At 62.3% G+C, this 21,699-nt stretch carries 19 protein-coding genes; 12 read left to right on the top strand and 7 right to left on the bottom strand.

Features of this window, described 5'->3' with window-relative positions; all coding sequences use genetic code 11:
• Positions 1 to 142 precede the first annotated feature (142 nt).
• From KQ661_RS08085 to KQ661_RS08075, 3 genes are all read left to right on the top strand, one after another.
• Positions 143 to 940: a class I SAM-dependent methyltransferase gene (locus tag KQ661_RS08085; protein WP_216680156.1), complete on the top strand. Its 798-nt coding sequence runs from the start codon at positions 143 to 145 to the stop codon at positions 938 to 940.
• Between the two features lie 76 nt (positions 941 to 1,016).
• Positions 1,017 to 1,892 carry a UbiA family prenyltransferase gene (locus KQ661_RS08080; protein ID WP_235726942.1) on the top strand — a complete coding sequence of 292 codons (876 nt, stop codon included), beginning with the start codon at positions 1,017 to 1,019 and terminating at the stop codon, positions 1,890 to 1,892.
• Between the two features lie 99 nt (positions 1,893 to 1,991).
• On the top strand, positions 1,992 to 2,603 hold the full coding sequence (locus tag KQ661_RS08075) for a hypothetical protein (RefSeq protein ID WP_216686113.1): 612 nt from the start codon (positions 1,992 to 1,994) through the stop codon (positions 2,601 to 2,603).
• A gap of 8 nt (positions 2,604 to 2,611) precedes the next feature.
• Here KQ661_RS08075 and KQ661_RS08070 read toward each other — a convergent pair whose 3' ends face one another.
• On the bottom strand, positions 2,612 to 3,280 hold the full coding sequence (locus KQ661_RS08070; protein WP_216680154.1) for a DsbA family protein: 669 nt from the start codon (positions 3,278 to 3,280) through the stop codon (positions 2,612 to 2,614).
• A gap of 351 nt (positions 3,281 to 3,631) precedes the next feature.
• The gene (gene rho, locus KQ661_RS08065) at positions 3,632 to 5,881 is read right to left on the bottom strand and encodes a transcription termination factor Rho (protein ID WP_216686112.1); all 2,250 of its coding nucleotides are present in this window, start codon (positions 5,879 to 5,881) and stop codon (positions 3,632 to 3,634) included.
• A gap of 452 nt (positions 5,882 to 6,333) precedes the next feature.
• On the opposite strand from rho, the gene serS reads away from it, so the two are divergent.
• Positions 6,334 to 7,605 (top strand): serine--tRNA ligase, encoded by a 1,272-nt coding sequence (gene serS / locus KQ661_RS08060; protein WP_216686111.1) that lies wholly within the window; start codon positions 6,334 to 6,336, stop codon positions 7,603 to 7,605.
• A 145-nt stretch (positions 7,606 to 7,750) separates the two neighbouring features.
• Here serS and KQ661_RS08055 read toward each other — a convergent pair whose 3' ends face one another.
• The 3 genes from KQ661_RS08055 to polX all read right to left on the bottom strand — a co-directional run bounded on the left by KQ661_RS08055 (position 7,751) and on the right by polX (position 11,021).
• Positions 7,751 to 8,023, bottom strand: a complete 273-nt coding sequence (locus KQ661_RS08055; RefSeq protein ID WP_216680151.1) for a UBP-type zinc finger domain-containing protein — start codon at positions 8,021 to 8,023, stop codon at positions 7,751 to 7,753.
• 30 nt (positions 8,024 to 8,053) lie between these two features.
• Positions 8,054 to 9,067, bottom strand: a complete 1,014-nt coding sequence (locus KQ661_RS08050; RefSeq protein ID WP_216686110.1) for a glycosyltransferase family 9 protein — start codon at positions 9,065 to 9,067, stop codon at positions 8,054 to 8,056.
• A 205-nt stretch (positions 9,068 to 9,272) separates the two neighbouring features.
• The gene (polX, locus tag KQ661_RS08045; protein WP_216686109.1) at positions 9,273 to 11,021 is read right to left on the bottom strand and encodes a DNA polymerase/3'-5' exonuclease PolX; all 1,749 of its coding nucleotides are present in this window, start codon (positions 11,019 to 11,021) and stop codon (positions 9,273 to 9,275) included.
• Positions 11,022 to 11,183: 162 nt separating this feature from the next.
• On the opposite strand from polX, the gene KQ661_RS08040 reads away from it, so the two are divergent.
• The 8 genes from KQ661_RS08040 (at position 11,184) to KQ661_RS08005 (ending at position 18,511) form a co-directional block, all read left to right on the top strand.
• The gene (locus tag KQ661_RS08040; protein WP_216680148.1) at positions 11,184 to 11,597 is read left to right on the top strand and encodes a hypothetical protein; all 414 of its coding nucleotides are present in this window, start codon (positions 11,184 to 11,186) and stop codon (positions 11,595 to 11,597) included.
• 351 nt (positions 11,598 to 11,948) lie between these two features.
• Positions 11,949 to 12,656, top strand: a complete 708-nt coding sequence (locus KQ661_RS08035) for a thioredoxin family protein (RefSeq protein ID WP_216680147.1) — start codon at positions 11,949 to 11,951, stop codon at positions 12,654 to 12,656.
• A 73-nt stretch (positions 12,657 to 12,729) separates the two neighbouring features.
• Positions 12,730 to 13,776, top strand: coding sequence for an FAD:protein FMN transferase (locus KQ661_RS08030; protein WP_216686108.1), 1,047 nt, complete (start codon positions 12,730 to 12,732; stop codon positions 13,774 to 13,776).
• A gap of 15 nt (positions 13,777 to 13,791) precedes the next feature.
• Positions 13,792 to 14,040: a DUF4266 domain-containing protein gene (locus tag KQ661_RS08025; RefSeq protein ID WP_216680145.1), complete on the top strand. Its 249-nt coding sequence runs from the start codon at positions 13,792 to 13,794 to the stop codon at positions 14,038 to 14,040.
• A 146-nt stretch (positions 14,041 to 14,186) separates the two neighbouring features.
• Positions 14,187 to 15,539: a DUF3570 domain-containing protein gene (locus KQ661_RS08020; protein WP_216686107.1), complete on the top strand. Its 1,353-nt coding sequence runs from the start codon at positions 14,187 to 14,189 to the stop codon at positions 15,537 to 15,539.
• Between the two features lie 148 nt (positions 15,540 to 15,687).
• Positions 15,688 to 16,098, top strand: coding sequence for an EVE domain-containing protein (locus KQ661_RS08015; protein ID WP_216680143.1), 411 nt, complete (start codon positions 15,688 to 15,690; stop codon positions 16,096 to 16,098).
• Between the two features lie 103 nt (positions 16,099 to 16,201).
• Positions 16,202 to 17,797, top strand: coding sequence for a hypothetical protein (locus KQ661_RS08010; protein WP_216680142.1), 1,596 nt, complete (start codon positions 16,202 to 16,204; stop codon positions 17,795 to 17,797).
• A 159-nt stretch (positions 17,798 to 17,956) separates the two neighbouring features.
• Complete coding sequence (locus KQ661_RS08005) at positions 17,957 to 18,511, top strand: DUF4252 domain-containing protein (protein WP_216686106.1); 555 nt, start codon at positions 17,957 to 17,959, stop codon at positions 18,509 to 18,511.
• A 203-nt stretch (positions 18,512 to 18,714) separates the two neighbouring features.
• On the opposite strand, the gene KQ661_RS08000 is transcribed toward KQ661_RS08005, so the two are convergent.
• Together KQ661_RS08000 and KQ661_RS07995 are read right to left on the bottom strand one after the other, a co-directional pair.
• Positions 18,715 to 20,004: an aminopeptidase P N-terminal domain-containing protein gene (locus KQ661_RS08000; RefSeq protein WP_216680140.1), complete on the bottom strand. Its 1,290-nt coding sequence runs from the start codon at positions 20,002 to 20,004 to the stop codon at positions 18,715 to 18,717.
• Between the two features lie 179 nt (positions 20,005 to 20,183).
• Positions 20,184 to 21,644, bottom strand: coding sequence for an IS4 family transposase (locus KQ661_RS07995; RefSeq protein WP_216686105.1), 1,461 nt, complete (start codon positions 21,642 to 21,644; stop codon positions 20,184 to 20,186).
• Between the last annotated feature and the right edge of the window lie 55 nt (positions 21,645 to 21,699).

Genomic DNA, 21,699 nt, shown 5'->3' with positions numbered 1-21,699 from the left:
CAAAGATGCCGAGGCGTAAAGATGGCCAATTCAACCCCATTCAATGCAGGGCCCTGCTCATCTGCCGCGTCCTGGCTTTAAACCACCCGGTTTGTCGGCAGCAACGTCGGCGGGCCGGGTGGTTTTTGCGTAAGTTCGGTTTATGCGCCTTCGCCTTCGGTTGTTTGAGTTTGAGGATTTGCCGTGGTTTCCGGCCACCATTCGGGCCGGGATGATGGATTACCTACGATTTATGATTTCGCTGCTGGGCACCTACCGGCCCATTGCCCCGCTGCTGGCCGAGGGCCTCACCCGCACCGCCCAAACCCACGTGCTGGAGCTAGGTGCCGGGGCCGGCGGCGGCACCGAGACCGTGCTGGCCGCCCTGCGCACCCACGGCCAGCCCACGGCCACCATCACCCTCACCGACCTCTACCCCCAGCCCGTCGCCTGGGCCGATATTGCCCGGCGCACCCACGGCGCCATTGGCTACGAGCCGGCGGCGGTAAATGCCCTGGCTGTGCCCGCGCAGCTGGCGGGCTTCCGCACCATTTTTTCGGCCTTCCACCACTTCCCGCCCGAGGCGGCCACTGCCATGCTGCGCGATGCCGTGCGGGCCGGCACCGGCATCGGCGTGTTTGAGGGGGCGGGCAAGCACTGGGCCGAGCTGCTGCTGGCCGTGACGGTGCTGCCGGTGGCGCAGCTGCTGCTCACCCCGTTTTTCCGGCCGTTTCGACTCAGCCGACTGGTATTTACTTACTTAATTCCCATCATTCCGCTCTGCACTATCTGGGATGGGTCGGTATCGCTGCTGCGCATGTACTCCACGGCCGAGCTGCTGGCCCTGGCCCGGGCGGCCGACCCGGACAGCACTTTCGCCTGGCAGGCCGGCAAAAAGCGGCACTGGTGGGGGCCACAGGTCACGTATCTCATCGGCTGGCCAAATGCTACGCTTAATTGATAAGGAAGAATGAGGAAGGAAGAATTGACAGAGCGACCTTTGTTGTCATCCCTCATTCTTCATTCCTGATTCTTCATTGATAATTGAAAATTATCGGCGGGCACTGCCGCTGCTGCGCATCCCGTTTTCCGTGTACCTCATGCCCGTGTTCTGGTTTGGGCTGAGTGCCCTGCGCGGGCCGTGGAGCGGCTGGCGGGCCCTGAGCGTGTTTGTGGTGCTGCACCTACTGGCGTACCCCGCCTCCAACGGCTACAATTCCTATTACGATAAGGACGAAGGCAGCATTGGTGGCCTCAAAGCGCCGCCCAAAGTCACGCCCGAGCTGCTGCACCTGGTCTGGCTGTTCGATGCGCTGGCCGTGGCGGGCGCGGCGCTGCTGTCACTGCCCTTCGCGGCGCTGGTGGTGGTGTATTTGCTGGTGTCAAAGGCCTACAGCTACGAGGGCATCCGGCTGAAGAAATACCCGCTGCTGAGCACGCTGGTAGTGGTTATTTTCCAAGGCGCTTTCACGTTGCTGATGACACAGGTGGGCGTGGGCGCTACGCCGACGCAGCTTTTTGAGAAAACCAATCTGCTGCTGGCCTTGGTGAGCACGCTGTTCCTGTGCGGCTCCTACCCACTCACGCAGGTGTACCAGCATGAGGAAGATGCCCGGCGCGGCGACCACACCCTGAGCCTGCGACTGGGCATTCGGGGCACGTTCATATTTGCGGCGGTGGGGCTGCTGGCGGGCGCAGAGGCGCTGGGCCTGGCCTATTGGCTGCGCCAGGAAATCCACCCACTGCTGATTTTTCTGGTGGCTACCGGGCCGGTGGTGGTGCTGTTCGGCCGCTGGGCCTGGGCCGTGTGGCACGACGAAAGCGCCGCCGATTTTGAGCACACCATGCGAATGAACCAGGTTTCATCGTTGTGCCTGAGCGCGGCCTTTATCGCCATGCTGCTCTGGCGCTGAGCGCTGGCCGTGCGCCAGCGGTAACTTAAGCAGCCCCTCGGCGCGTATCAATGGGGCATTTCACTTCACTGTGCCCCCTGTACCACCCGACTCTTTCTGTTGCTGCCGCTACTGGTCGCCTGCAACGCCACTCCTTCGGCCGTAAATGAGGAAACAGTTTCGCGTGCAGCTGACCGCCAGGGCTCCGATACCACCCAGGCACTGCCCGCCCCCGATACTGCCCGCACCAAAGCCGTTTCGGCCCTGAGCGATACCCTGCGCGTGGCGCGGCTGACGCACAATTTCAGTCGCCCCAAAGGCCCGACCGATAAGTTCCAGCTGGTATTTCGTGGCCCGTCCATCCTCGAAGGCGCCGCCGAATTCACTATCACCGACCCCAACGGCCAGGTTGTTTTCCGCGAAATGCTGACCGAGCCCGACCTCGAAGCCGTCCTGGTGTATGAGATGAAAGCCCCCACCGCCACCCGCGCCGAGCGCGAAACCTTCGTGCTCCGCCGCATCGACCGGTTTTTCCTGCCAGTGCAGTTTCACACGCCGGCCGTGGGGGCCCTAACGCCGTTTGTAGGTGGCATTGAGAACCTCGCCCCCGCCACTTGGACTGACTTGGCCAAACGGCCTGATGCCATCGGCTTCGAGTACCTGAAAGGCAAGGAAGACCGCCGCCATATTACCTGGTCGCCCCTAAAAAAGCAAACTGTGCGGCTACAGTAGCGGCTGCGTTAGCGCCCCGATTCCTCGCGCAACAGCTGCTCCAGCCCCGCCCGCAACTGCTCAAACGGCTGGTAGCCCCGAGCCAGCACGTAGCCCTGCTCTCCAATCCGCACCACGGCCGTGGGGAAACCCTGAACCCCAATGCGGGCCACGGCCGCAAGCTCCTGTTGGGTGGCCGTAGCCGTTTCGGGTGCCGCCCAGCGCCGCAGAAATTCGGCCTCATCCACTTCAAACGGGGCCAGCAGCGGCGCATACGTAGTGGCAGCGTTCAAATCATGGCCGTCGCGGAAAAAGGCCGTTTGCACGGCGTGGGCAAAAGCCACGGCGCGGGCCGGGTCCTGCGTAAGCTGCCGAAACGCCACAATGGCCCGGCTCGGCGGCTCGGAATCGTAGTAGTAAGTCCCGGCCTCGCCCAGCGCCTTGAACGGTTCGCCAAAGGCTACGCCGGTTACGTCTTCCACCTGCCCCAGGGCCTGGCGGATGTAGTCCCAGCTTTCGCCAATCGGGCCGGCATCGGCATCGCGCACCATGCCGCCGCACAGCACCGACACATCTACGCGCCCCGCAAACGCCCGCTGCACCTGGTTGATAACCGAGCTCATGCCGTAGCACCAGCCGCACAACGGGTCGTGAACGTAGAGCAACTCGGGCAGCTGGACGAGAGATTCGGGATTCATACGCAGTTTTTTTGCCAAAAATAGCGCCCTATTGCTCGTCCGGCGACTTATGCGGAACAGGTAAAATTTATTTTCGACGGTGGTGAATTTATTCTTCCAGCCCACAGTTTGCTCCGTGATATCTAACCCTATTCAAGTGGACAATTTTTATACGTCCATTTATTATTATCGACGATTGTTATTCTACTGATAGCCCGCCGCAGCAATGTGGCGGGCTTTTTCAGGACCATTTGAGTCGATTAAATTATTTTAATAAAATGAATAATTCAAACGATTAGGCTGTACTGACTCATCAAAAAAAGCCCGCTGCATTGCTGCAGCGGGCCTTTTCGCTTTTGATAACCAGGTTATTTAGCCGTTCATCGCCAGCAGGAATTCTTCGTTATCCTTGGTGCCTTTGATGCGGTCCTTGAGGAATTCCATGGCCTCGGTGGCCGTCATGTCCGACATGAACTTGCGGAGCACCCACACGCGGTTCAGCTCGTCCTTGCTCATCAGCAGGTCTTCGCGGCGGGTGCCGGAAGCCGGAATGTCGATGGCCGGGAACACGCGCTTGTTGGCCAGCTTGCGGTCCAATTGCAGTTCCATGTTGCCGGTGCCCTTGAATTCCTCGAAGATAACCTCGTCCATCTTGGAGCCGGTTTCGATGAGGGCCGTGGCAATGATGGTGAGCGAGCCGCCGCCTTCCACGTTACGGGCCGCACCGAAGAAACGCTTGGGCTTTTGCAGCGCGCCCGCGTCGATACCACCCGAGAGGATGCGCGACGAGCTGGGCTGCACCGTGTTGTAAGCCCGCGCCAGGCGGGTGATGGAGTCGAGCAGAATCACCACGTCGTGGCCGCATTCAACTAAACGACGCGCTTTATCCAACGCCATTTCGGCGATTTTTACGTGGCGGTCGGCCGTTTCGTCGAAGGTCGAGCTGAGCACTTCGGCCTTCACGGTGCGGGCCATGTCGGTCACTTCCTCGGGGCGCTCGTCGATGAGCAGCACCATGAGGTAGACTTCGGGGTGGTTTTCGGCAATGGCGTTGGCGATTTCCTGGAGCAGCACCGTTTTACCAGTCTTGGGCTGAGCCACGATGAGGCCGCGCTGGCCCTTGCCGATGGGCGCAAACAAATCGAGCACGCGGGTGCTGATTTGGCTAGGCTTGGTGGTGAGCTTCATGCGGTGGTCGGCAAAAAGCGGGGTGAGGTGGCTGAACGGCACCCGGTCGCGGACTTCCTCCACGGTGCGGCCATTCATGCTTTCCACGCCCACCAAGGCGAAGTATTTCTCGCCCTCGCGCGGCGGCCGGATGGTGGCCACCACCGTATCGCCGGGCTTCATGGCGAACTGCTTCACCTGCTGCGGCGACACATACACGTCGTCGGGCGAGCTGAGGTAGTTGTAGTAGGGCGAGCGCAGGAAGCCGTAGCCGCCGTCAGGCATCAGCTCAAACGTGCCGCCGCCGGGCACCACCAAATCCAACTCCTGGCGCTGTGGGCGCTGGTTCTGCTGCTGGTTTTGATTCTGGTTCTGACCTTGATTCTGGCCCTGGGGCTGGTCGGGGCGGGGCGAGCCATCGGGGTTTTGCTGGCGCTGCTGGCGTTGCAGGTCGCGCTGGGCGTAGCGCTCCTCGCGGGTTTGGTTGCGGTTGCCTTCGCCACGGGGCTGGTCGTTGCGCGGCTGGTCCTGGCGGGGCTCGCGCTCCTGGCGGGGCTGGTCGTTGCGGGGCTGCTGATTGTCGCGGTTTTCGCGGGGCTGCTGGTCCTGGCGGGGGCCACGGGGCTGGTCCTGGCGGGGCTCGCGTGCTTCGCGGTTGTCGCGCTCGAAACGGTCGGCGCGGTTTTCGCGGCGGTCGGCAAAGCCATTGCCACCGAATTCGCGGCGGCCGTTAGAATTGCCTTCGCGGTTGTCGGCGCTGGGTTCGGGAGCGGGCGCAGCAGCGGCGGCAGCCTCATTAGCGGCTTTTTCGGCGGCCATTTCGGCAGCACGCTGCTCGGTGATGGGCCGGCCGGCACGGTCAACGCGCTCCCGACGGGGGCGGTCGAGGCGCGGAGCGGCAGCATTCTGGTCGTCGGCGCTGACGGCGGGGGCGGCAGCTTCTTCGGGAGCGGTGGCCGGTGCCTGGGCCAGGGTGGCACCAGTGGCCTCGGAAGGCGCAACCAGGGCCAGGCCCTCAATAGAATCCAATATCTCAACCGTGGGGGCCACCGCGACGGCCACTGCCGGGGCGGGCTCCTCGGCAACGGCAACGGCGGCTTCGCGGCGCGGCTCGCGGGCCGGGCGGGCATTTGGGGCCTTAACCACGGGTGGCGCTACATCGGAAAAGGGCTGTTCGGCCGTGCTGGGGGCGGCGCGGCGAGTGGCCGTGCGGGCTGGGCGGGCAGCACTGGCGGCGGGCACCACAGCGGCCGGGCTGGCCGCCGCCGGAGCAACGGCAGCCGGGGCAGCAATAGCTGGAACTGGAGCCGCGCCGGGGGTGAGAGCCTGGTGGTCGAGGATTTTATAAATCAAATCCTGCTTACTGAGCCGTTTAAAGTTGCCAACGTTTAGGTTTTCGGCAATTTCCTTGAGGTCGGACAGCAGCCGGTCCTTCAACTCGTTAATGGTATGCATAATGGAAATAAGGGGGGAACATCTGGCTGTAAAGCGCGGGGGGCTGGCTGCCCGCTATGGCCCACTGGGGGCGCAAAAAGCCAGCTACGACACGGCGGCGGGGCCGCTGGAAATATATTAATTCGCGGGGGTCCGAACAAGCTACTAGTGAGCAACGCACGGCGCGAGATGAATACGCAGGAAAATGAGGTGCAGAATGGGCCGCTGGAAATTCAGCAAACAGACGGACCAACGACGGGCACTGTGGCCTGCGGGCCCGACCAGGACGGCCGGTTGCTCCCGCAATGTTAGCGCATTACGGACAAACTGCCAAATCGGATGCCTTCCGAATAGTGTTTGAACGCGGGATGGGGCAAAATAAGTTGCGCGTCGTGCCAAAGCTTTCGCAGCCAAGGCGGTGGTGAGGTCGGTTTTTACTTACGACCTTTGCCCGGCTTACCCCAACCTGCCTCATGCTGCAACTTTCCGTTCTCCGCGACCAGACCGACCATGTGCTGGCCGGCCTCGCCAAAAAACGCTACGCCACCGGCCCCGCCGATGTGGCCGCCATCCTCGACCTCGACCAGCGCCGCCGCCAGCTCCAGACCAGCCACGACTCGGCCCAGGCCGAAGCCAACGAGCTGGCCCGCCAAATCGGCGGCCTCATGAAGTCCGGCGACAAAGCCGGGGCCGAAACCCTCAAGGCCCGCACCGCCGAGCTGAAGCAGCACACGCAGAGCGCTGCCGCCGAGCTGGCTCAAGTGGAGAGAGAGCAGCAGCAGCTCCTGTATAAGCTGCCAAACCTGCCCCACGCCAGCGTGCCCGAAGGCCGCGCCGCCGCCAACAACGAAATTGTGCGCGAGCACGGCAGCAAGCCCGAACTCGGCTCCGATGCCGTGCCGCACTGGGATTTGATTAAGAAGTACGACATCATCGACTTCGAGCTGGGGGTGAAAATCACCGGCGCGGGCTTCCCCGTGTACAAGGGCCAGGGCGCCCGTTTGCAGCGCGCCCTCATCAACTTTTTCCTGGATGAGGCCCGGGCCGCCGGCTACACCGAGATGCAGCCGCCCATTCTGGTGAACGAGGCCAGCGGCTACGGCACCGGCCAGCTCCCCGATAAGGAGGGCCAGATGTACCACGACGCCAAGGACGACCTCTACCTCATTCCCACGGCCGAGGTGCCGCTGACGAATATTTACCGCGACGAGATTATTCCCGTTGAGAAGCTGCCCGTGCGCATTGCCGGCCACACGCCCTGCTTCCGCCGCGAGGCCGGCTCGTGGGGAGCCGATGTGCGCGGCCTCAACCGCCTGCACCAGTTCGACAAGGTAGAAATCGTGCAAATCACGGAGCCGGAGCACAGCTATGCCGCCCTCGACACCATGGTGGCTCACATCGAAGGGCTGCTGCAAAAGCTGGAGCTGCCCTACCGCGTGCTGCGCCTCTGCGGCGGCGACATGGGCTTCACCAGCGCCCTGACGTTTGACTTGGAGGTGTGGAGCGCCGCCCAGGGCCGCTGGCTCGAAGTAAGCTCGGCCTCGAATTTTGAGACTTACCAGGCCAACCGCCTCAAGTGCCGCTACAAGGTGGACGGCAAAACTCAGCTGCTGCACACGCTCAACGGTTCGGCGCTGGCGCTGCCCCGCATCGTGGCCGCGCTGCTGGAGAACAACCAGACAGCGGAGGGCATCAAGCTGCCGGCAGTGCTGCACAGCTACTGCGGGTTTGGGATGATTGTCTGAACCGCGGATTCGTCGGATTTAACGGATTAATCGGATTTTGTGGCCGATTAGCCTCGTCCCTCTTTGCCTTTCTTGTTTGATGAATCTAGTTGTCGACCACAAAATCCGATTAATCCGCTAAATCCGACGAATCTGCGGTTCAGACCTAATACTCCGCCATTTCCTCATCCACGTAGCACCAGAGCCACTGCTCGCCCGGCTCGGCCGATGATACCACCGGGTGCTGACTGGCTTGGAAGTGCCTGGTAGCATGCTTATTCCTGGAAGAGTCGCAGCAGCCGACGTGGCCGCACTGCTGGCATACGCGCAGGTGCACCCAGGTATCGCCGAGGGCTACGCACTCGGGACAGGCGTACTCGGGGGCGGTTTTGAGCTTGATGACGGCGGTAAGGTGCTGGCAGGGTTCGGTTTCGGACATGGCGACGGGGGTTGGTGTTGGTGTATCAAGTTAGCGCCCATCGCGCAATGGCGGCAATTCCAGGTTCAGGGTCTGCTCGCGCATGCACTTGAAATGGCCTTGCGGGCACTTGGCAAAGCCGATTTTGGAGCAAGGACGGCAGCTCAGGCCCTCTACTTCCAGCACCTTAAATTCGGTGCGGTACGGGTACATGCCGAAGGCGGGCACGGTATTGCCCCACACGCTGAAAATCTCTTTGCCGAAGGCGGCCGCGATGTGCATCAGGCCGGTATCGTGGCTTACCACAAAATCGGCCTGCCGCAGCAGCGAGGCCGACTGGTGCAGCGAGTAGCGCCCGCAACCGTTGTGAATTGAAGATTGCACAACTTTATTACTGTGAGATTTTTCGCTCAAAAAGCGGATAGCGCTTATCACTGATTCAGCCTCGGGAGCATCTTCTGGGCCGCCGAGCAGCACAATGGGCCGTGGGGCCAGACGTTCGCACAGTTCAATCAGCTTGCCTAAAGGCAGGCGCTTAGTGGCGTGCTGCGCCCCGATAGCTACGGCCACGTAGCCAGTGGCAAAGCCGGCGGGCAACGTGGCCAGGGCCACTTCCTGACCGGTGGGGATGAAGTAATCGAGGCCCTTACCATCGTCGTGCACGCCCAGCGGGGCGGCGGCGGCCAGGTAGCGCTGCACGATGTGCACGCGCGGCAGCTTATCAATCTTGAAATTGACCAGCAGCCACTTTTGCCAGTTCAGCTTGTCGAAACTGCTGGATTTTACGCCCAGCCGTAGCTTGATGAGGCGGGTGCGCAGGTTGTTGTGCAGGTCTACGATGTAGTCGAACCGCTCGGCTTTCAGCGCCTCCACCAGCTCGCCCAGGCTACCGGTGAGGCAGTGCACTTTGGCGATGTAGGGATTGGGTTCCAGCAGGCTGCGGTAGCCGGGCTTGGTGGCGAAGTGCACCTCCGCACCCGGCACCTGCTGGGCCAGCGCCCGCACCACCGGCGTGGTGAGCACGATGTCGCCGATGGAAGAGAAACGGAGAACGAGGATTTTCATTGAGGCAAGGCAGAACGCTCACTTCCCCTCCTTTTTTAAGGAGGGGAAGTGAGCGCCGAAGAGGCGCGAACGGGGGTGGTGAGTCGTTGAACGATGCGCTGAAGCAAGTTGGGCGGGTATCGTTCGGGTATCGTTCAACGACTCACCACCCCAATTTTCACTTCGTAAAAATATCCCCTCCTTAAAAAAGGAGGGGAGTTTCGTTCTACTCAAACAACGACTTCTTATACTCCAGCGGCGGCGTGATGCTGGCTTTGCGGGCTTCGAAATAAGCCGCTGCCTCTTCCACTGATTTCGCGTTGAACGTCATCTCCTTCGTCAGATGGCCTTTGCGGCCCATCAGCACACCGTAGCGCATGTCCTCGTAGCCGTTGGTGTGATGGGCATCGGGGTTGATGCTGAGCTGCACGCCCTGGTCGAGGGCGTAGCGTACCCAACGCCAGTCGAGGTCGAGCCGCCAGGGGTTGGCGTTGATTTCGATGATGACATTGTGCTGGGCGCAGGCATCGATAACGGCTTTGTAGTTGATGGGGTAGCCCTGGCGGCGCAGCAGCAGGCGGCCGGTGGGGTGGCCCAGCATGGTCGTATAAGGATTTTCGATGGCGCGCAGCAGGCGGTTGGTCGCCTTGGCCTCATCCATTTTCAGGTTCGAGTGCACCGAGGCCACAATGAAATCGAAGCTGGCCAGCACATCGTTGGGGTAGTCGAGGGAGCCGTCGCTGAGGATGTCGCTTTCGATGCCTTTGAAGATGCGGAACGGGGCCAGCTCGGCGTTCAGCTGGTCGATTTCCTGATGCTGCTGGCGCACGCGCTCCACGCTCAGGCCGTTGGCGTAGTGGGCGGCCTGGCTGTGGTCGCAGAGGCCCAGGTACTCGTAGCCGTGGTCGCGCAACCAGGTGGCCATCTCACGGATGCTGTGGTTGCCGTCGGACCAAGTGCTGTGGTTGTGCAGGGAGCCGCGCAGGTCACCGTCTTCGAGTAGGTGAGGCAGTTTTTTATCGGCCGCCAGGGCAATTTCGCCCAGGCCTTCGCGCAGCTCGGGCACGATGAATTGCAGGCCGGCGCGCTCGTATAAGGCTTCTTCCTGCTGGAATTTCTCGCGCCGCGCCAGCTGGCGCAGGGTGAGGTGGTGAGCTAGTGAGGTGGTGAGCTGTTCGCTCAGATGCGCCTCGGCGGCAGAATTCAGGAAAACTTCGGTGGTAAAATCCTCCGGCTTCACCAGCAGCACTTCTACCGGCGTGCCCGATTCGGTGGCCGTGCCGCGCCAAGCAAACGGCCCCGAGCGGCGCGGGTCGGATGTGAGGCCGGCCGTGGTGCTCAGCAGCTCGTGGGCGGCGGCCGGCTTTTCGGTAGCGGCCACCAGGCGCACGGTTTCCACGATTTCGAGGCGGCGGCGGATTTCGCCGGCCACAGCCACCTGCTCGGTTTTCAGGCCATCGCGCAGCAGCTGGGCCAACTCGTTGCCCAGCTTTTCGGCCTGCGGGTAGAGCAGCTTGCCCTTGCTCTGGCCCGCAAATTCCAAGGCCTCCAGAATGCTGTCCTGGGTCTTTTTACCGAAGCCCTTGAGCTTACTCACCTGGTCGGTTTCGGCGGCCTCGCGCAGCTGCTCAATGGTTTCGAGGCCCAACTCACGCCACAGGCTGCGGATTTTTTTCGGACCAATGCCTTTGATGGCCAGCATTTCGACCACGCCAGGCGGCGTCACGTCCAGCAGGCGCTGCAGGTCGGAGAAGGTGCCGGTATCGAGCAGCTCGGCCACTTTGGCGGCGGCGGTTTTGCTCAGGCCGGTGCGGTCGGGCAGGCCGGCGCGCTCCACTTCCGCCACCGGAAAGCTCAGGGCATCGAGGGCGCTGGCCGTGCCTTCGATGGCGCGGACTTTGAACGGGTTTTCGTCGTGCAGCTCCATGAGCTGGGCGGCCAGCTTGAAGGCACGGGTGAGGGCGCGGTTATCCACGGGGAAGGGGCTTTGGGAGGCACGAAGGTAGTTTATCCCGGGGCTTACGTGGCGCGGCAACGGGCGACCAACCCGCTCGGCTCGGAAGTGCCCGGCCCGCAGGCAGTACCTTGGCCACCGGGCCGGGAGCGCGAAACAGCCCGCTCAGCCCACCCCATTGCCATGTCCAAACCGCCTTTTTCGCCCCGGCTGCTGCTGGCCCCGCTCCTGCTGGCTGCCGCCTGCGAGCACCCCAAAACCGCCGTTATTACCTCCTCCCCCGCTTCTATTGAGCAGCTGGAAGGCACCTGGCTGGCTGCGCACGAAGAGAACCACGGCGATACGCTGGTGTACCGCCCCAATACCCACAAGTTCCCACCGACGCGGGGCCGCACGGGCTTCGCTATCAGGCCCTACGGCCGGTTTGAGCAGTTCGATATCGCGCCCACCGACGGCCTTATCGGCCGCCCCGGTACCTGGACCGCCGACGGCGACACCCGCCTGCGCATTCACCTCACCGAGGGCCAGCAGCCGGACTATACTTTTGAAATTCTGTCGCTTGACAAAAAGGTACTGGAACTGCGGCGGGTGAACTAAGGTGCTTCCCTTCACAAAGGGCTTTTATGCTCCAGGTTGGAAATAGCCGCGTAGCGGTGGCGTTCCCGCTGGTAAGCTGTCACCGCTACGCGGCTTTCGCCCGCTTATTATCCGGTCTGCTACAAACCTGCCGCCGCTACACGGCTACTCCCAACCTGGGTTTTATAGCACCAACGGCGGCGGCGGCTGACGTTTCATGCCATACTCATTTTCTGGCAGGAGTTTTGGCATACTGCAGCGAGCGAACCCGCCTCGGCTCCGCGCTTCAACTTCCGGCCCCGCCCGTCGTAGAACCCGACGCAGCATGGACGGCATTGTTCACAGTCTCTCACTTTCTACGTGTATATCCTCATGTCACTCATCAATTCTTTTGGTCCCGTGCGGGCTTTTGCCCTCGGGCTGGCCCTCATTAGCCTGGCCCCGGCCCAAGCCCAGAAAACCACTGTTAAGACCAACAAGAGCAAGGTTAAAACCAAGATTTCGGATGCTTCCGGCACTACCGTCAGCAAAACCACTGTGGTAGCCCCTTCGGCCCCTGTGGTTGCAATGGAGCCCCAGTATGCGCCCAGGCCTGCGAATGCACCCGAGCAGCCCGCTCCCGCACCAGTTTCGCCCGTCGCCTCGTCGCCGCAGGTAGTAACGGCGGCCCCGGCCGCTCCGGCTGGGCTGCCCGCCGAATGGATTTCCGACCTCGGCGCGGCGCAGGCCCAAGCCAAGGCCACCAACCGGCCCATTCTGGCCGTTTTTTCGGGCTCCGACTGGTGCAAGCCCTGCATTATGTATGAGCAGGAAGTTTTTGCCAAGCCCGAGTTCATGGCCTATGCCAAGGATAAGCTGGTGCTGGCGCACTTCGATTTTCCACGCATGAAAAAAAACCAGCCCACCGCCGCGCAGCTCAAGCTGAACGAGGCCGCCGCTGCCCAGCTCAATAAGGAAGGTGATTTCCCGCTGGCCGTCGTTATCGCGCCCGATGGCAAGGTGCTGGCCAAAACCGGCTACATTGCCGGCGGCCCGGCTGCCTTCGAGGCCTACCTGAAAAAGGTGGTGCCCACGCTTTAGGAAATCTTAAGGCTGATGGGCCAGCCGGGCACGAACCAATGTCGGTCCTTTGGACTTTGCGACTAGCATGCACATGAAACTAACACCTGGAATAGCCGTTTGGGCGCTGCTGGTGATGCTGTTTTCAGCAAGGTCGGGCAGCGCCCAAACCGTTTCGGCCCCGCGCCACACCTTCACGCGCAGCGCCCACCTCATGGGTTCGCACTTTACGTTCACGGTGGTGGCCGAGAATGATTCGGCGGGGCAACAGGCCTTGCGCGCCGGCCTGGGCGAGGTGAAGCGCATCGACCGGCTGATGTCGTTCTGGGATTCCACGTCCGAAGTGGTGCGCATCAACCGGGCGGCGGGCGTGCAGCCGGTGGCCGTGTCCGCCGAAACGTTCGATTTGATTACCCGCACCCTTAACCTGTCGCGGCTCAGCGGGGGCGCGTTCGATATCACCTTCGCCAGCGCCGACAAGCTGTACAAGTTTGACCGGCATGCCCACCCTGCCCTGCCCGATTCGGCGGCCGTCCGGGCATCGGTGCGGCGCATTGGCTGGCAGAAAATTCAGATGGATGCCGCGAAGCACACGGTTTTCCTGCCCGAAAAAGGCATGCGCATCAACTTAGCGGGCATTCTGCAGGGCTACGGCCTGCGCCGAGCCAAGCAGGTGCTCGACAAAATGGACATCAAAGGCGGGCTGATGAATGGCTCGGGCGACATCTATTGCTGGGGCCGGCAGGCCGACGGCTCGCTCTGGCGCGTAGCTATCGGCGACCCCGACCACCCCAACAGCATGGCCGCCTGGGTGGACGTGACGGACATGGCCGTGGTGACGGCCGGCAACTACGAGCAGTATTTCACGGTGGACAAGCAGGTGTACGGCCACATCATCAACCCGCACACCGGCTACCCGTCTATCGGGCTGCGCTCGGTTACCATCCTCTGCTCCGATGTGGAGCTCGCCGATGGATTAGACGAAGTCGTCTTCGTGAAAGGCCCAACCGCCGGTTTGGCTTTCATCAACAGCCTGAAAGGTATTGATTGCACGCTGATAACCGACGACAACCGCACGCTGGCCTCGCGGGGCATGACATTGAACTACTACCACGGCGCGACTCCGGCCGCCCGTCCCTGATTTTTTGCAATTCCTATGACTTTGAAAACCATCTCCTTATCTGCGCATCCCCGCCTGGCGCTGGGGCTGCTGCTGCTGCCTTTCGGGGCGGCGCTGCCGAGCTGCGTGTCGGTGAAAGCCTACCAGAAAGTGTATCTCAACGACGAGGACATGAAGCTGGCCAGCAAAACCGTGGAAACGCCCGAAACCAACTTCGAAAGCTACCGCGAGGGAGCCGGGGGGGCCAATGGCGGCAAAGTAGGCGGCGGCTGCGGCTGCAACTGATTCAAAGCACAAAAGAGCGTCATGCTGAGCGCAACCGAAGCATCTCGCTCGCTTCGTTGCAACCAGCATTGATTACTACCACAGGCGAGATGCTTCGGCTGCGCTCAGCATGACGCTCTCTTACAATGTTCTACAAAACCAGTTCCTTGAAAAAGCTACTACTCCCCCTGCTGGCCCTGAGTGCCCTGGCCACCCCGGCCCTGGCCCAGACCGGTACCACGCAAAACCCGAACCGCATCGACGGCTACGGTGCGCCCGTGAGCCCTTCGGTGCCGGTGAGCCGTGCGGCCGACGAAACGACCATCGACATCATCGGCGGCTACTACCAGCAAACCGGCAGCCACGGCGCGGTAGAAGGCGGCCGGGGCACCCAGCAGCTCACCGATGTTCCCCCGGCCATCATCATCAATGTGCCGCTGGATACCGTGAGCCGCCTGAGCGTGAACGTAGGGGCCGATTTCTATGCCTCGGCCTCAACCGACCGTATTGACTTCGCACTGAGTACGCCTTCGGCCCATGACGTGCGCATCCACGGCGATTTCGGCTACAGCCGCGAGCAGAAGGCCAAGGGCACCATCTGGGGCGTGGGCACGGGCGTATCGAAAGAATATGATTACCTGTCGTTTAACTTGGCTGGCTCCTTCGCCAAAACCTCGCAGGACGGCAACCGCCAGCTGAGCCTGGCCGGGCAGGTATTCTTCGACCAAGTGACGCTGATTACACCCATTGAGCTACGTGAGCCGGGCAATGGTCGCGGCAAAAGTCAGTATGGCACCGACACGCGCCAGACCTACAACTTCACGGCCACCTACTCGCAGGTGCTCACCAAGCGCTTGCAGGCGGCCATTAGCACCGAGCTGGTGTCACAGAACGGGCTGCTGAGCACGCCGTTCCACCGGGTGTATTTCCGCGACAACCCCGCGCAGAATACCGTTCCGACCCTGAGCGACAACTTCATTCCGCGCTTCCCCACGGCGGCCCGCATCGAAAACCTGCCCCGCGCCCGCTTTAAGTATCCGGTGAGCCTGCGGCTGAACTACTACGCCTCTGATTTGGTGCAGATTCGTGGATTCTACCGCTTTTACAACGACAACTTTGGCGTTGTAGCCCACACCTTTGAGCTGGAGCTGCCCGTGAAAATCACGCCGTTTTTCGTGGCCTACCCCTTCTACCGCTACCATACCCAGACGGCGGCCAAGTATTTCGCGCCGTTTGCTCAGCATTCCATCAACGACACGTATTATACTTCCGACTACGACCTGGCGGCCCTCTCGGCCAACAAAGTGGGCCTGGGCCTGCGCTACTCGCCGGTGTACGGAATTGGGCGCTTCCACGTACCGGGCAAAAACGCGCAGGGCCTGCCCCGCGTCATGCGCTTCAAGTCGCTGGATGTACGCTACGCCAACTACCAGCAAACCGGCTCCTCCATTTACCTCGCCGCCGACCGCGCCGACCTGAAAGCCAATATTATCAGCTTCGATTTGGGCTTTGCCCTATAGAAACCGGGGCATTTGCGCCCGGCTTTATTTTCTTTGTGGTGTGTAAACCAACGGCCGGCCGGCATCAATGCCAGTGCCGGCCGTTTGCGTGTCGCGCCATTGCCCTACTTTACTCATTTACTCACTCACCCATTTACCCATTTACCGCTTGAAACACTGGCTCGTTAAATCAGAACCCGAAGCTTACTCCTGGGCCACCTTCGTGCAGGAAGACGGCACCGCCTGGACCGGCGTGCGCAACTACCAGGCCCGCAACAACCTGAACCTGATGCAGCCCGGCGACCTCGTGCTCTTCTACCACAGCGTGAGCGAAAAGGCCATTGTGGGCCTGGCCGAAGTAGCCGCCCTGGCCCACCCCGATGCCACGGCCGAGGCCGGCTCGCCCTGGGTGGCCGTGCCGCTGCGGCCGGTGCAGCCCATTTCGCGCCCCGTGGGCCTGGCCCAGCTCAAGGCCGATGCGCGGCTGGGCGAGCTGGCGCTCATCCGGCAGTCGCGGTTATCAGTGCTACCGGTGCGGCCCGAGGAGTTTGATGCCATCCTGGAGATGGGGGCCGAATAGCCGGTTGAGCGGCCAGATAAAACGCAGAATACAGTTGTAACTTTAAAGCAGTAGCTGCGCGTTAGAAACAAGTATTCACGGTTGCTTTTTACGGCGTACGGGCATGAAACTTCGCTACCTTTTGCTGTTGATTTCGTTGGCCACGCTGGCCGACCTGGCACCGGTGCGCGCTCAGCACAAGCTTCCGCTGCCGCCCCCCGCCAACGCGCCCCACCAGCCGGCCCGCACCGAGCTCCTGCTGGAGCGCCACGAAAGCGAGGTGCACGTGCAGCCCCTGGCCCCGGACAGCACCGTGGTGGTACTGATAGGCCGCGACCGGCCACTGTCGAACAAAACTAAGTTCTCGTTTCAGCAGTACGACCGCGACCTGCACCTGCGGCAGGAGCTGCCGCTGGAAGTGGACGAGGAGTTTGATTTTGTTCGTATGTGCGCCGAGGGCACCACGGTGTACGCGCTGTTCACGTCGCACAGCACCGCCGGCCGGCTGCTGGTGGCCGCCTTCAATGGCCCGGTGAGCCAGACCCGTACCCAAACCTTCGATACCAAGCTCAGCCGCGAGGTGGTGGAGCTGAAGGCGCTCGATGGCCGCCTGTTTGCCACGGTACTGCTGAACGACCAGCTCCACGTCACGGCGCTGCTGCTGGACGTGGCCACCGGCCAGATGCAGTACCTGCCCTCCGTGTACGAGCCGCTGCCTACGCAGCTCACCTTCGTGGCCGATGCCGCCACCCGCCGCGCCGAGTACGTGCTGAGCCAGACCAACGGCCGCAAAAGCCGCCTGCTCCTCAAGCAGCTCACCGATAAGGGCCAGCTCGTGAGCTCCGAATTTGTGCAGGCCGAGAGCGAGCGCAGCCTCATCACGGCCCAGCTCACGCCGCTGCAGGACACCACGGCCCGCCTGCTCATGGGCACCTACTCGCTCCGTGACCCCACTTATGCGCAGGGCCTGTTTGCCACCGACCTGCGCCTAGGGGCCAACACCGGCATCAAGCCCCCGCTGCGGTTCTACGACTTCCTGCACCTCAAGCATTTCTTCGACTACCTCAAGCCCAGCCGCCAGGCCCGGTTGCGGCTGCGCACCGAGCGGCGCATTGCCCGCGCGGTGCCACCCCTGCGCTGGCACTACCGGCTGCTACTGCACGAGCTGCGGCCCCAGCCCGACGGCAGCTACGTGCTGGTGGCCGAAGTGTACTACCCGCACTACCGCTACAACAGCTACGGCAGCTACACCGGCCCGCTCAATAGCGGCATCGGCAACCAGTATGGCTCGCCCTACGGCAGCTCCCGGATATTCGATGGCTACGAAACCACGCACGCCCTGGTATGCGGGTTCGACCGTGCCGGCAACCTGCTCTGGGACAATACTTTTGTGGTAGAAAACCTGCGCCGCTCCGAGCTCGAAGAAGCCGTGCGCCTGCAAATCCTGCCCGATGGCCGCCTGGTGCTGGCCTACCTCGACGAGGAAAAGCTACGCTATAAGCTGGTGAACGGGGCCGAGTCGTCGCCCAACGACCAGCAGGTGCCCGTCCAACTCGGGGCCGGCCCCAACGACAACGGAGCCGAACACGCCACCGATACCTATCAGGCCGACCTGCTGCCCTGGTTCGGCAGCCGCTTCGTGGCCACGGGCTACCAGCACGTGCGCGTGGAGCGTGGCAAAGACCGCGACGTTTTTTTCCTGAATTCGGTGGTGTTTTAGGAAAAATCGTTTGTCATCCTGAACGGAGCGAAGGACCTTATCACATAAGAACAGTTTGCAGTAATTTCAAACCCCTGCCAACGTGATAAGGTCCTTCGCTCCGCTCAGGATGACAAATGCCTGCACTTGTAGCCCAATCGCCTCCCCTACCTTTGCCGCATGATTACTAAACTCCGCTTCCCGGTCCTCATCCTGTTCTTACTGCTGTCGGGTTGCCGCGCCGGTGGCCCCGGCAGTCCTTCGCGCACCGTTTCTTCGTTTTTCTCGAAATACAACGGCCGCGAAGGCTTCAAAACCACCGAATGGTCGGCCGACCTGCTCCAGCGCCTGGCCCTGGTGAAAGCCGCCAAGTTCCTCGGCGGCTCCGACCTCACCAACGCCATCACCGGCATTCGCTCGGCCAAGGTTATTAGCTTTGCGCCCATCACCACTTCGGCCAAGGAGCTGGCCAGCCAGGGACTGCGTAGCGAAGCATCGGGCATTCTGCAAAGTAACAAGTATGACGCCCTCACCACCGCCGGCTTCGGCGGCAGCAACTACGCCGTGTCTACGCGCGGCGCGGGCAACAGCATTTCGGAGTTTGCCGCCCTCGGCACCCTGCCCGACGTAGCCGATTCGTTCGTGCTAGTGTCGGTACAGGGCAATTTCACCAGTGCCCAGGTAGCAGCCCTGAGCAAATACCTGCCGCAGATTGTGCAGGCCACCGGTAAATGAATGTGAAGAATTGAAAAATGTGGGGAATGTGGGGAATGTGAAAATGGAGTTGTTTAGAAAGTCCCCGAACGGTCATGCTTCGCTGCGCTCTGCATGACCGTTCGGGGACCTTTTGTGACTTTCTAAACAACTCCAATATTCTTGGGCGCTGTACAACTAGCTTACCCTATTCTCACATTTCCCACATTTTTCAATTCTTCACATTATTTTCTCATCAAGGCCTCAATCTCATCGGCCTGAATCGGAATATTGGCCATCAAATCTTCATTGCCATTGGCAGTGAGCAGGATATCATTTTCCAGGCGGATACCCAGGCCTTCCTCGGGAATGTAGATACCGGGCTCGCAGGTGTACACCATGCCGGCTTCGAAGGTGCGGTACTTATAGCCCACGTCGTGGACATCGAGGCCGAGGTAGTGGCTGGTGCCGTGCATGAAGTACTTCTTGTAGAGCGGCGCAGCGGGGTCCTGGTTTTTCACGTCGGCGGCATTCAGCAGGTCGAGCTTGATGAGCTGCTGCTCCATGGCTTCGCCTACCTGGCGGTGGTATTCTTCGATTTCGGTGCCGGGTACGAGGCGCGTTTTGGCGAAATCCATCACGTTCAGCACGGCATCGTACACCTGGCGCTGGCGCGGGCTGAACTTGCCATTGACCGGAATTGAGCGCGAAAGGTCGGCGGCGTAGTTGGCGTATTCAGCCCCGAAGTCGAGCAGAATCACCTCGCCGTCCTGGCACTGGTTGTCGTTGGTGGTGTAGTGCAGCACGGTGGCATTTTTGCCGCTGGCCACAATACTGCCGTAGGCCGGCCCCCGGCTGCGGTTGCGCATAAACTCGTGCACGATTTCGGCCTCAATCTCAAACTCCCACACGCCCGGCTTTACGAAGCCCAGCAAGCGCCGAAACGCCTTGCCCGTAATGTCGCAAGCCTCACGCATTACCCGGATTTCCTCGGGGCTCTTGATGGCACGCAGCTGGTGCAGCAAGCGCGCCGCCCGGCGGTAGGTGTGCAGCGGGTACTGCGCCTGCAGGCTCTTAATGAAGCGGGCATCGCGCGTTTCCACTTCAACCACGGCCCGAATGTGCTCGTTGGAGGCTAGATACACGTTTTCGGCCTCGTTCATAATCGCGGGCAGCACCGACTTGAAGCTCTCCAGCCACATAATGGTGGGGATGCCGGAGTTCTGGCGGGCCTCGTCCTTGGTCAGCTTATAGCCTTCCCAGATAAGAATGTGCTCGGAAGTTTCCTTCAAAAACAGGATTTCGCGGTGCTGAGGCAGGCGCGCATCGGGGAAAATAACAAGGATGCTTTCCTCCTGGTCTACGCCGGAGAGGTAGAACAGGTCGTTGCTCTGGCGAAATGCCATGGTACCGTCGGCGTTGGTCGGCATCACATCGTTGCTCTGGAAAATGGCCAGCGAAGCCGGCGGCAGCAGCTCACGGAAACGGCGGCGGTTTTCAATAAAAAGCTCGGGGGCAAGGGGAGCGTAGCGCATGGGCGGGAGTTGAGTTGGAATGGGGCCGCAAGTTAGGTAGCCGGCAGCCGGCATGGGCGGCAGCCACAAGCGGGCTTTAGCTGGGGCTAAAAACCAAAAAGGCCCTTGCTTACGAGAAGCAAGGGCCTTACCCAAAACTCAAAAAGCGCCGGCCGATAGGTCGGCGCTTTTTTTGTCTGTCATTCGTCTAGTAGTTGGGCGGCCATGTTGACCCCCTCCACGAGCAGGCGCAGGCTCCGGCGGCCGAGCCAGAGGGTTTGCCAGCCGGGCGACCCGTCGCCTGTGCGGCCCAGGTGGCCGCCGAGTGCGGCCAGGGCCAGGTAGACCTCGCGCACCGTGGTCAGCGGGCGCCGGCGCTGGTGGCGCAGCACCCGCAACTCATTGGTCGTCAAGCCGGCGGATTCGGCGGGGGCATCCGGTTCCAGCCGACTTTTCTCGCGCAGGTCCACCAGCGCCAGCGCCACCACGCTGAGCAGGGCCACGGCGGCGAAGAGCCGGTGGGCGGTTTGCAGTTGCAGCTTTTCGGCCCCCAGCCCCGTTTTTAGAGCCTTGTGGAAGTCCTCAATCAGCCAGCGGCTCGCGTACTGGCGGGCGCAGGTCAGGGCCTGGGCGAAGTCGGTGACGGGCTGGTCGCTGAGCAGCAGCCACTCCAGGCCGGGCCCTGCGGCGTCCGGGCCCCGTTCTTCCCAGACCCGCACCAGGCCGACGGGCACTGGTTCGCCCTTGCCGGTGGCCCCGCCCGGCCGCTGCGGGGCCCGCAGGGCCAGGGCCAGGGTGAAACTGACCTGCAACACCACCTCGCGGGCCGGCTGGCGGGGCCGCCCGCGCAGGGCCAGCACGAACGTGCCGGCCCTGGGCTGGGCCCGCGCCGAGGCGAAGAGGCGGCCGGCCGGCGTTTTGGCCGCCCCGGCCACCAGGGCCCGGTTTTGGGCGGCCCGCACCACGAAGCCCAGCCCCTGGGCCTGGCACTGCTGTAGGTGCTCGTAAATGTCGGCCCCGCGGTCGGCCACCACCACCCAGCGGGCCCCTGGCGGCGGACTGCCGACCGCCCGCAGGCTCTGGGCCCACAGGGCCGATTCGCGCACGCGGCCCTGGCGGGGGCGCGAGCCGCCGTTCGGGTGCGCTTTTTCGGCTTCGGGCACGGGCTGGCGCACGTGATACTGCTGGTCGAGCAGGCCCAGCAGCGGCAAGGCGGGCCGTTTGGCCGTCGGGTTCGGGTCCTGCGCCGGCCAGGCGGCGGCCACCAGCGAGTGCAGCAGAACGCCCTGGCTCGTGGCCTTGCCTGGCCCGACCGGCCCGAGGCCCGCCCGGCGCTCGGCCGCTTCGGGCCAGCTCAGCTCCGTGGTGTCCTCGACCAGCAGGTACGTGCCGGGGGCCTGCAGCTGCTGTGCAACCACTTGACGGTGATGGATTTGCAAAACATCGGGGGTGGCCTGGGCGTGGCCCAGTAGCTGGTAGGCGGCCTTACCGGCGTAGGCCTGCCCCTGGCTCAGGCGCGGAATACTGGCGCCGGGCGCGCGCGCCCAGCCCGCCGCCAGCGTACATACCCGCCGGCTGCGACGCACGTCGCCGAGCGACACCCCCTCAAAATGCGTGTGCGCCCACTGCTGCGCGTTGCCAAAACCAGTTGAAATGCTCATGCCCGCAAGCTACCAACCGCCTACAAAAAGAGCGCCGGCCTCTCGGCCGGCGCTC

This window comes from Hymenobacter siberiensis (genome assembly GCF_018967845.1).
In the GTDB taxonomy this organism is placed as follows: Bacteria; Bacteroidota; Bacteroidia; order Cytophagales; family Hymenobacteraceae; genus Hymenobacter; species Hymenobacter siberiensis.
Note: the sequence above shows the minus strand (reverse complement) of the source record. Positions and strands in the feature narration are given on the sequence as shown.

What these genes read in the sequence shown, in the direction of transcription:
- KQ661_RS08005 (WP_216686106.1), top strand. Translation starts at nt 17,957, where the DNA reads ATGATTACTAAACTCCGCTTCCCGGTCCTCATCCTGTTCTTACTGCTG.
- KQ661_RS08035 (WP_216680147.1), top strand. Translation starts at nt 11,949, where the DNA reads ATGTCACTCATCAATTCTTTTGGTCCCGTGCGGGCTTTTGCCCTCGGG.
- serS (WP_216686111.1), top strand. Translation starts at nt 6,334, where the DNA reads ATGCTGCAACTTTCCGTTCTCCGCGACCAGACCGACCATGTGCTGGCC.
- KQ661_RS08030 (WP_216686108.1), top strand. Translation starts at nt 12,730, where the DNA reads ATGAAACTAACACCTGGAATAGCCGTTTGGGCGCTGCTGGTGATGCTG.
- KQ661_RS07995 (WP_216686105.1), bottom strand. Translation starts at nt 21,644, where the DNA reads ATGAGCATTTCAACTGGTTTTGGCAACGCGCAGCAGTGGGCGCACACG.
- KQ661_RS08010 (WP_216680142.1), top strand. Translation starts at nt 16,202, where the DNA reads ATGAAACTTCGCTACCTTTTGCTGTTGATTTCGTTGGCCACGCTGGCC.
- KQ661_RS08025 (WP_216680145.1), top strand. Translation starts at nt 13,792, where the DNA reads ATGACTTTGAAAACCATCTCCTTATCTGCGCATCCCCGCCTGGCGCTG.
- KQ661_RS08050 (WP_216686110.1), bottom strand. Translation starts at nt 9,067, where the DNA reads ATGAAAATCCTCGTTCTCCGTTTCTCTTCCATCGGCGACATCGTGCTC.
- KQ661_RS08055 (WP_216680151.1), bottom strand. Translation starts at nt 8,023, where the DNA reads ATGTCCGAAACCGAACCCTGCCAGCACCTTACCGCCGTCATCAAGCTC.
- KQ661_RS08040 (WP_216680148.1), top strand. Translation starts at nt 11,184, where the DNA reads ATGTCCAAACCGCCTTTTTCGCCCCGGCTGCTGCTGGCCCCGCTCCTG.
- KQ661_RS08070 (WP_216680154.1), bottom strand. Translation starts at nt 3,280, where the DNA reads ATGAATCCCGAATCTCTCGTCCAGCTGCCCGAGTTGCTCTACGTTCAC.
- rho (WP_216686112.1), bottom strand. Translation starts at nt 5,881, where the DNA reads ATGCATACCATTAACGAGTTGAAGGACCGGCTGCTGTCCGACCTCAAG.
- KQ661_RS08085 (WP_216680156.1), top strand. Translation starts at nt 143, where the DNA reads ATGCGCCTTCGCCTTCGGTTGTTTGAGTTTGAGGATTTGCCGTGGTTT.
- KQ661_RS08000 (WP_216680140.1), bottom strand. Translation starts at nt 20,004, where the DNA reads ATGCGCTACGCTCCCCTTGCCCCCGAGCTTTTTATTGAAAACCGCCGC.